This is a genomic window from Streptomyces sp. AC627_RSS907 (assembly GCF_019049165.1).
On the sequence record NZ_JAGMUE010000787.1, the window covers coordinates 1 to 599 of the forward strand.

General features: G+C 83.0%; 1 protein-coding gene. It reads right to left on the reverse strand.

Going from position 1 to position 599, the window contains the following annotated elements; genetic code table 11:
• On the reverse strand, window positions 1-599 hold a 599-nt coding region (locus KUM32_RS38650), incomplete at both ends, for a KR domain-containing protein (protein WP_217146470.1).

The following is a 599-nucleotide window of genomic DNA, read 5'->3' on the forward strand; positions in this document are numbered from 1 at the left end:
CGTCGAGGGTGGCGGCGAGCGCGTCGCGGTCGGCGGCGTCGCACGCGGCGACCGTGACGGCCGCGCCGAGCGCGGTCAGTTCCCGCTCCAGTGCGGCGGCGCCGGGCGCGTCCGGGCCGCGGCGGCTGGTGAGCAGCAGGTGCTGGGCGCCGGCGCGGGCCAGCCAGCGGGCGACGTGCGCGCCGAGCGCGCCGGTGCCGCCGGTGATGAGGACGGTGCCGGGGCCCGGGCGCCAGGCGCCGGTCGCGGGGCGGTCGGCGCCGCCCGCGCGCACCAGGCGGGCGGCAAACAGGCCGGCCGGGCGCACCGCGACCTGGTCCTCGCCCGCGCCGCCGGCCAGCGCGGCGGCCAGGGCGCGCTGGGCCCGCTCGCCGGCGTCGGCGGGCAGGTCCACGACGCCGCCCCAGCGCTGCGGGTACTCCAGCGCGGCCACCCGGCCGACGCCCCAGACGGGGGCGGCGGCGGGGTGCGTGACGGGGTCGGCCTCGCCGGTGGAGACGGCGCCCCGGGTGGCGCACCACAGCGGGGCGTCCAGGCCGACGTCGCCCATCGCCTGGAGCAGCGCGAGGGTGCCGAGGGTGCCGGCGGTAAGTTCGGGG